The 8,860-nt window shown below is 47.4% G+C and carries 8 protein-coding genes; 7 read left to right on the forward strand and 1 reads right to left on the reverse strand.

All coding sequences use genetic code 11. From position 1 onward, the window contains the following. Positions 1-280: 280 nt before the first annotated feature. Positions 281-2,890 carry an AAA family ATPase gene (locus tag Q0340_RS07035; protein ID WP_298082720.1) on the reverse strand — a complete coding sequence of 870 codons (2,610 nt, stop codon included), beginning with the start codon at positions 2,888-2,890 and terminating at the stop codon, positions 281-283. Between the two features lie 216 nt (positions 2,891-3,106). Here Q0340_RS07035 and Q0340_RS07040 point away from each other — a divergent pair, with 216 nt between their 5' ends. The 7 genes from Q0340_RS07040 to Q0340_RS07070 form a co-directional block, all read left to right on the forward strand. Then, the gene (locus Q0340_RS07040; protein ID WP_363317257.1) at positions 3,107-4,396 is read left to right on the forward strand and encodes a S41 family peptidase; all 1,290 of its coding nucleotides are present in this window, start codon (positions 3,107-3,109) and stop codon (positions 4,394-4,396) included. 10 nt (positions 4,397-4,406) lie between these two features. Beyond that, entirely contained in the window at positions 4,407-5,126 is a 720-nt protein-coding gene (gene purC, locus Q0340_RS07045; RefSeq protein WP_298082721.1) for a phosphoribosylaminoimidazolesuccinocarboxamide synthase, read from the forward strand. 3 nt (positions 5,127-5,129) lie between these two features. Continuing rightward, positions 5,130-5,366 (forward strand): phosphoribosylformylglycinamidine synthase subunit PurS, encoded by a 237-nt coding sequence (purS, locus tag Q0340_RS07050; protein WP_298082722.1) that lies wholly within the window; start codon positions 5,130-5,132, stop codon positions 5,364-5,366. Beyond that, positions 5,363-6,028, forward strand: coding sequence for a phosphoribosylformylglycinamidine synthase subunit PurQ (purQ, locus tag Q0340_RS07055; RefSeq protein WP_298082723.1), 666 nt, complete (start codon positions 5,363-5,365; stop codon positions 6,026-6,028). The genes purS and purQ overlap by 4 nt, the downstream gene beginning before the upstream one ends. Further along, on the forward strand, positions 6,022-7,314 hold the full coding sequence (locus Q0340_RS07060; protein WP_298082724.1) for an SH3 domain-containing protein: 1,293 nt from the start codon (positions 6,022-6,024) through the stop codon (positions 7,312-7,314). The genes purQ and Q0340_RS07060 overlap by 7 nt, the downstream gene beginning before the upstream one ends. Beyond that, positions 7,295-7,981 carry a lysophospholipid acyltransferase family protein gene (locus Q0340_RS07065; protein WP_297995232.1) on the forward strand — a complete coding sequence of 229 codons (687 nt, stop codon included), beginning with the start codon at positions 7,295-7,297 and terminating at the stop codon, positions 7,979-7,981. The genes Q0340_RS07060 and Q0340_RS07065 overlap by 20 nt, the downstream gene beginning before the upstream one ends. Positions 7,982-8,421: 440 nt before the next feature. Next, positions 8,422-8,860: hypothetical protein (locus Q0340_RS07070; RefSeq protein WP_298082725.1), on the forward strand; the 439-nt coding region annotated here is incomplete at its 3' end.

Raw genomic sequence — 8,860 nt, forward strand, 5'->3', positions numbered from 1 at the left:
GATGAATGAGCTATTTGATTCGATAAATTCGCTTGAGTTTCAATTCCCAACGGGATGAAATTCTACACTATCGACAAGGCTTAAATTTTGAGTGATTAAAGTTTCAATTCCCAACGGGATAGAATTCTACTTTACATCGTAGAGAGCATGAATAGGTTTCAATTCCCAAGGAGATAGATTATTAGCCCAATTTATATTAATAAAGTATTTTAGATTCACCTCGCCAAATTTACTCCACCGAAGCGCGGAATTTACCCTACAGGATAAATTCCGCCGAATTTTACTTCACCCTCTTTATCTCGATCTCGCCGTCACGCGCGCCGATTTCGATCCGATCGCCCGTTTTGATCTCGTCGCTTAGGATCATATCGGCGATCTTATCCTCCACCAGATCGTAGAGCGCCCTTCGTAGCGGTCTTGCGCCGTATTCGATATCAAAGCCCGCCGAGGCGATGAGCTTTTTGGCATTTTCGCTTAGGCTCGCGTTAATGCCGCGATTTGCGAGCGTTTTTTGCAGACTCTTAAACATAATGCCCACGATTTTTATAAGATCGTCCTCGCTTAGGGCGTTGAAGATCACGATGTCGTCCAGACGGTTGATAAATTCGGGCTTGAAATAATTCTTCAGCTCGCCTTTTATCGCTTCCTCGCGCTCGGCAAGCGCGATCTCGCGCGGCTTGTCCGCATTTTTGGCGTCAAGCTCCATAATCTTAGCCGAGCCGATATTGCTCGTTAGGATGATGATCGTGTTTTTGAAATCAACCGTAACGCCCTTGTTATCGGTCGCGCGCCCGTCGTCTAAAATTCCAAGCAGGATGTTAAAAACGTCCTTGTGCGCCTTTTCGATCTCATCAAAAAGCAGCACAGAATACGGCTTTCTTCGCACCGCTTCGGTAAGCTGTCCGCCCTCGTCGTAGCCCACGTATCCAGGAGGCGCGCCGAGGAGGCGCGATACGCTGTGTTTTTCCATATACTCGCTCATATCAAAGCGGATCATCGCTCGCTCATCATCGAATAAAAACCTAGCGAGGCTCTTTGCGCTCTCGGTCTTACCGACGCCGGTAGGGCCCAAAAACAAAAAGCTTCCGATCGGGCGGTTTTCGTTTACGAGTCCCGCTTTATTGCGCTTGACGGCGCGAGCGATGGCGTGCAGCGCCTCGTCCTGCCCCACGACGCTCTCTTTTAGATGCTCCTCGATGTGGAGGAATTTCTCCTTTTCGGAGGAGAGCATTTTACTTACCGAGATGCCCGTCCATTTGCTTAAAATTTCAGCCACGCTCTCCTCGTCCACGCGGTTTCGCAAAAGCACGCCGTTTTCTTTCATCGCGTCCCATTTCGCCTCAAGCTCCTTGACCTTCGCCTGCGCGGCGGGGATCTTGCCGTATTCGATCTCGGCAGCCTTGCTAAGATCGCCGTTGCGTCTTGCTAGGCTCGCTTCGTTTTTAAGGCTGTCGATCGCTTTTTTCTCCTCGCTGATGCCGCCGAATACGGACTTTTCGTTTTCAAATTTAGCCTGAAGCGCGTTTTTCTGCTCGGTTAAATTTTCGATCTCTTTATCGATCTGCGCGAGCCGCTCGTCGTTTTTGCCGTCATCCTCCATCTTAAGGGCTTCCTTTTCGACCTGAAGCGTGAGGATGTCGCGCTTGGCCTTGGCAAGCTCGTTGGGCTCGCTTTCGATCTGCATTTTAAGCTCCGCCGCCGCTTCGTCAATGAGATCGATCGCCTTATCCGGCAAAAATCTATCGCTGATGTAGCGGTCGCTTAGCCTTGCAGCCGCCACAAGCGCGCTATCGGTGATGGTGACGTTGTGATGCACCTCTAGCCGCTCCTTTATGCCGCGCAAGATCGCCGTAGCCTCGCTCACGCTAGGCTCCGCGACCGTTACAGGCTGGAAGCGGCGCTGAAGCGCGGCGTCTTTTTCAAAATACTTTCGGTACTCTTTCAGCGTCGTAGCACCGATCGCGTGCAGCTCGCCGCGCGCAAGGGCGGGCTTTAGGATGTTTGCGGCATCCATCGAGCCTTCGCTTGCGCCCGCGCCTACGATGGTGTGAATTTCATCGATGAAAAGCACGACGTTCGCGGCTTTTACGACCTCGTTTATGACGGCTTTGAGCCTATCTTCAAACTCGCCGCGGTACTTCGCGCCCGCGATCAGCGCACTCATATCAAGCGCGATGACGCGTTTGTTTTGCAGGCTGAGCGGAACCTCTTTTTTGGCGATCAGCTGCGCAAGACCCTCGACGACTGCGGTTTTTCCCACGCCCGGCTCGCCGAGCAGGATAGGGTTGTTTTTCGTCTTGCGGATTAAAATTTGCATCATTCGCGAGATCACCTCGTCGCGACCGATGACCGGATCGAGCTCGCCCGCGATCGCCTTGGCGGTGAGATCGACGCCGAATTTACTAAGCGCCTCAAGCGTCTCGTCGGCGGTTTGCGAATCGATGCTTTTGCCGCCGCGAAGCGCCTCCAGCTCCTTTTTGATCTCGCTAAGATCTGCAAATTTAGATAGAATTTTCTTTAGCGGATCTGCATTTAAATTTGCGATCAGCCAGGTGTCTACGGCGATAAATTTATCGCCCGAGCTCGTCATCAGCCCTTTTGCGACCTCTAGCGAGTTCATCAGCTCGCGCGAGATTCGCACGTTTTCCTTCGTGACGTTTGAGCTGGTCGGCAAATTTGAAATTTCGCTTTTGATCTCAAGCTCGACCGCGGTCTTTTCGATGCTAAATTTATTAAAAATTTGATTTAGAACCGAGCCGCTGTCGGCTACCAAAGCCCAGAGCATGTGTAATACGTCCACTTCGCTATTTTTAGAATGGATCGCCAAAGAAACGCTGCTTTCGAGCAAAGAGCGCATTTTATCGGTTAAAATTTCAATAGTTTCGTTCATAAATTTTCTCCTAAAGTTGAAGTTGATTGCATTATATAACTTTAGTGTCTTTATGTCAAGGTTTTTTAGTGAGATTTTAAAATTTTCGCCTTAAATTTATCCGTAAACGCGCAAATTTCGTATGAAATTTACCTTATTTTTAGCCAATTTTCTATAAAATTCACTCCATTTTACTTTCAAGGATAAACTTTGCGACAAAAACACCTCTTCTTCGGCTTGGGATTCATATTTTCTCTATTTTTAGGCGTTAGTTTTTTTACCGGAAATTTACAAGCCAGAGAGGTCAATGCGACTAAAAAACCAGATAGCGAAAAAACGCGTCTGGAGGCGCTAGCTAAGCTTACCAAAACGCTTGCGATCGTCGAAAACAATTATGTTGATGAGATGACATTCTCGGAACTTGTGGACAAGACGATCTCGGGGCTTATGAATAACCTCGACGCGCACTCAAGCTATATGGACGAAAAGGCGTTTAACGATACGAAAGTCCAGACTGAGGGCGAGTTCGGTGGGCTTGGAATTCAAGTGGGTATGAAAGACGGCGCTTTGACCGTCATCTCGCCTATCGAGGGCACTCCTGCCGACAAGAAAGGTATTCAGGCTAACGATGTGATCTTGCGTATCGACGGCAACGCGACCTTCGGCATCACGATCGACGATGCGGTCTCAAAAATGCGCGGTAAGCCGAAAACCAAAATCACTCTAACGATCGTGCGCAAGGGTGTTAGCAAGCCTTTCGACGTCGAGATTATCCGCGACATAATCAAAGTAGAATCGGTCTATGCTAAGATGATCGAGGATGATAAAATTTTATATCTGCGCGTTACAAATTTCGATCAGCACGTGGTGGCGGACGCGAGCAAATTTATAAAAGAGCACAGAGATGCCAAGGGTATTATTTTGGATCTGCGAAATAACCCGGGCGGGCTTTTGGATCAGGCGATCGGACTTGTAAATTTATTCGTCAGCAAAGGTCTTATCGTCTCTCAAAAAGGGCGCGCGAAAAACGAAACCGAAGCGCATAACGCCGATCCTAAAAAGAAGATCACCGATCTACCGCTTGTGGTTTTGGTTAATGGCGGCAGCGCGAGCGCGAGCGAGATCGTAAGCGGCTCGCTTCAGGATCTAAAGCGCGCCGTGTTGGTTGGTGAAAAAACTTTTGGTAAGGGAAGCGTGCAGGTGATCCTACCGATCGAGGATAAAGAAGCCTTGCGACTAACTATCGCGCGATACTATCTATCAAGCGGCCGCACTATCCAAGCGGTGGGCGTGACGCCTGATCTCATAGTGGCGCCGGGCAAGGTGCCGAGCCGCGACGAGGATGAATTCTCGCTAAAAGAAGCCGATCTCAAAAAGCACCTGCAAGGCGAGTTAGCCAAGGTCGAGACCAAGAAAAAAGATACTCAGAAAAAGGATGAGAAAAATTTCATCACCGCAGAGCAGATTAATAACGATATCCAGTTAAAAACCGCAATAGACGCGATAAAAATTCTAAACATCAAGTAAGGAGAGTGTGATGCAAGCTACCAAAAAAGAGCTCATCTACGAAGGCAAGGGCAAAAAGATGTGGTCGGTTAACGAAAGTGACGACCTTTTGATCTCGGAATTTAAAGATTCGCTTACGGCGTTTAACGGCGTCAAAAAAGCCGAAGAGAGCGGCAAGGGCGCGCTGAATTGTAAAATTTCGACGCTGATTTTCGATCTGCTTAAAAAGCACGGCATCGCCACCGCGCTTGTTGAGACGATCAGTCCGACCGAGCAGCTCGTAAAAAAATGCAAGATTTTCCCTCTTGAGATCATCGCTCGCAATATCGCCACCGGCTCGCTTACAAAGCGCCTAGGCATCAAAGAGGGCACGAAGCTTCCGTTTACACTGGTGGAGTTTTGCTATAAAGACGATGAGTTGGGCGATCCGATCCTAAATGACGAGCATTGCTTGCTGCTTGGCGCCGTAAAGAGCCAAAGCGAGCTTGACGAGCTCAAAAAGATCGCGCGCAAGATCAATGAAATCTTGATTAAATTTTTCGATGAGCGAAATTTAAAGCTCGTAGACTTCAAAATCGAGCTTGGCAGAGATAAGGACGGCAATATCCTACTTGCAGACGAGATCAGCCCTGATAGCTGCCGCTTTTGGGACAAACAGACCGATAAAAAGCTCGATAAGGACGTATTCAGGCAGGATCTTGGTAGCGTAAAAGTGGCCTACGAAGAGGTCTTGCATAGAATTTTAGGATAAGCGATGAGGGTAATCGTAAACGTAAGACTTAAAGAGGGCGTGCTCGATCCGCAGGGCAAGGCGGTCAAACACGCCCTCGCTTCGCTTGGCTTTAGCGGGGTAGAGGATGTGCACGTAGCCAAACAGATCGTCCTTGATATAAATGGCGAGGATAGGGATAAGATTTACGCCGACGTCGCTAGGATGTGCGATGAAATTTTGGCAAACACCGTCATCGAAGACTACGAGATCGTGATATGAAGGTAGCGATCGTAAATTTCCCCGGTACCAACTGCGAGCGCGACACCAAATACGCCTTTGACGCGCTGGGTTGCGAAACGCAGATAATCTGGCATAAAGAAACCGCCATAAATGCCGATCTGATCGTGCTGCCGGGCGGATTTAGCTACGGGGATTATTTGCGAACCGCGGCGATTGCTAAATTTAGCCCCGTAATGCAAGCGGTGCTTGATCACGCGCGAAAGGGCGGCTATATTTTGGGCATCTGCAACGGCTTTCAGATGCTTTTGGAGCTGAAGCTGCTTGCAGGAGCGATGAGTAGAAATATAAATTTAAGATTCATCTCAAAATTTCACCATCTGCGCGTCGTTTCAAACGACAATAAATTTCTGCACTGTTGCGACAAGGGCGAAATTTTAAATATCCCGATCGCGCATGGCGAGGGAAACTATTATGCGCCTGCGGATACGCTAAAGTCGCTATACGACGAGGATTGCGTGCTGCTAAAATATTGCGACGAAAACGGCGCGGATCTAAATCCGAACGGCTCAGTGGACGCAATTGCCGGGATTTGCGATAAAAACAAAAAGATTTTCGGCCTGATGCCGCATCCTGAGCGCGCGATAGAGCCTATTTTGGGCGGCACGGACGGAGAGAAAATGCTAAAAGGCTTAATTTGCTAAAAAGAATTCTTACTATTTTAGGTGTCTGCACGCTTGCGTTTGCTGCGCCGGAGATTGAGATCGATTCGCTTGATGATCTAAGTAAATATGCACCGAAAAAAGCTGAGGATAAGCCGGATGAGCCGCAGACGCGCGATAATTCCAAGGTGATGCTGAAGTATAATAAAAAAGAGGTTATGTCGATGGATAATCTAAGCATCGATGATCTTAAGGCTTTGGCGCCTACTAACGAAGTCGATCTTGATGTATCCGACGATAAGGTCTATCAGGACATTAAGCCTAAGGAGCTTACGCTAAAAGCCAGCGGGATGCCTAGGAAGGTGTATTGCAATCAAATTTTTAAGATTGATTTCGCCGTGTATTTAGGGCAGAAAATCACCGTCAAGCCAAAGCTAGAGATCAGCCGCACCAATGGTATGAAGTGGCTTAATGCTGACAATCTTACGTGGATTGAGGGTGACGAGATGTTTGAGACGACGCTGTGGTTTGCAGCAAGCGATAAGAGCGATAAGATAAATGAGCTCGTTTTGACCTTGCAGCGCAACGGAGAATTCTTTGAAAAAAGCTCTATCAAACCTGATAATCCGGAATTTATGAAGCTTGACACGAAGCCTAATTTTTCGCATATCGTAGCTGACGAGCTGAAACTTAAAAACTACAAAACTACAAAATTTGACGACGCATCGAATTTACTCACGCTCGATCTTGGTATCCGAAACGGCGCAATCAGCGCTTTTAGTATCGATAATCCTGCCATCATCAAGCAGGGTGTGGACTCCGTGCGCGGCACATACGCAAGTCAGAGCGGATATTATTTCGCCGTCGTGGATAAAAATATCACAAATTTAGACTTCAGCTATTTCAATCTTAATACTAAAAAATTTGAAAATTTCGGTCTTGAGCTTAATCCGCACGCCGAGGATCTTAGCACGCAGATCGGTCTAAATCCGAAAGAAAGCAAGTTCGAAGCCTATAAGCAGATCGCGATCTACACGCTAGCTGCCGTGCTTTTGGTGATGTTTCTGCTTAGTAAAAATATCACGCCGCTCATTTTCGCGATACTGATTTTAGCGGTAAATTTCTACGCACAAAGACCTTACGGCACGGGCAGCATCGCGCAAAATTCTCCCGTTAGAATTCTGCCTATGCAAAGCTCCACCGTGTTTTACGTGACTAAAAATCCCGAAAAGGTCGAAATTTTGGGTACGAATAAGGAATTTTATAAAATCATGCTGGGCGGCAACAAGATCGGCTGGGTTAAAAAAGATGAGCTTAGCAAGGATTAGAGCGCTATTTTACGCGATTTGGTTTATTTTTACCGTCGTTTGCGTCGTGATCGCCATGGCGGTGAAAAACTCCTCTCATCGCCGCTTCCGCCGCATTTGGGGGCGCTTCCAGCGCTATGGCATCGGATATGATATCCAGATCGTAGGTACTCCCGATCCGCGCGCGCAGCTAGTAATCGCCAACCACCAAAGCATAATGGATATCGTCGTGCTTGAAGAGACTCATCCCGCCGATATCTGCTGGATCGCTAAAAAAGAGATCGCAGACATCCCTATCATCGGCAAAATCATCACTCTTCCGAAGATGATCCAGGTCGATCGCTCAAATCCGCGCGATCTGGTGCGGATCGTGCACGAAGTGCAGCAGCGCGTGAGCGAAGGGCGCGTCATCACGATGTTTCCCGAGGGCACCAGACATCGCGGCACGCAGCTTTTGCAATTCCAAAGCGGCGCCAAAGCGATCGTTAGCAAGCTCGGTCTGCGCGTCCAGCCCGTGGTGCTCATCGGCACGCAGCACATCGCAAACTCTCACGATTTCACCGTCCACAGCGGACACGTCAAAATCATCTACCTAGACCTGCTCGATACGAGCGATAAAGATTGGCTGCAGCACGCCAGAGACACTATGCAAGCCGTAATCGACGAAAACGAAACCGCCGAAGCATAGGCGGGATTCATAAATTTATCGATGAAATTCAAACGTGACTTTTGTTAATTCGCGCGATTTCTGTGCGCTAGCGCGTTTATTTGCGCTTTGGTTTGCGGCGGCAAAATTTTATAAAATTTCATCCGCTCGTGTTAAGCGGCGTGGAATTTTAAAATTTCGTTCGTGCGCGCGGACGGCGAAAATTTAAAATTTCATCCATGCGTTCAGGTAGTGGAATTTTAAAATTTCATCTAAGCAGCAGACGGCGAGTTATCGGCGAGAGACCCGCAAGAAAACAGCGCCTGTATAAAAGCGAAATTTTAAAATTTGCGCGGCGCGGCAAGATAGAGCTTAGCGTATATTTAGCCATTTGCGCAAATGGCTAAACGATTTGTCGCAAGAGCAAAAGACGGCGGCAACCCGCAAGCAGTCTAAAATTTTAAATTCTTAAGGAGGAGAGAATGGCGTTTGTTACAGAGCGTATTTCAAAAGAGGATGTCGAGAAATACGATTTACTAAAACCCTGCAATGAGATATGCAATAAGTATTATCAGGGTGAGCTTGATTGGGTGAGCTTAAATTCAAGAAGCTGGTGTATAGATCGAGAAAGAGGTATTTGGCTTTTTTCAGTGCGCAGTATCACTATCGGAGATCCTAGAGATATGAACTATAGCGGCGAGGATATATGGCTTTTGCACTATAAAGGTAAAGATATAGAGATCGATTTAAGAGATATAAACAACGAAAATACTGGTAAAAAAGTTACGGATAATCCATTTAGAATAATATATGAACTAGAATCCATAAGAAGCGATCTTGGGGATATAACAAAGCAGGAGATTGTAGATATTTTAAAAGAAATTTTAAATGAGTTTAAGGGAGGAGACATTATAACGTATT

Source organism: uncultured Campylobacter sp. (assembly GCF_938045595.1).
In the GTDB taxonomy this organism is placed as follows: domain Bacteria; phylum Campylobacterota; class Campylobacteria; order Campylobacterales; family Campylobacteraceae; genus Campylobacter_B.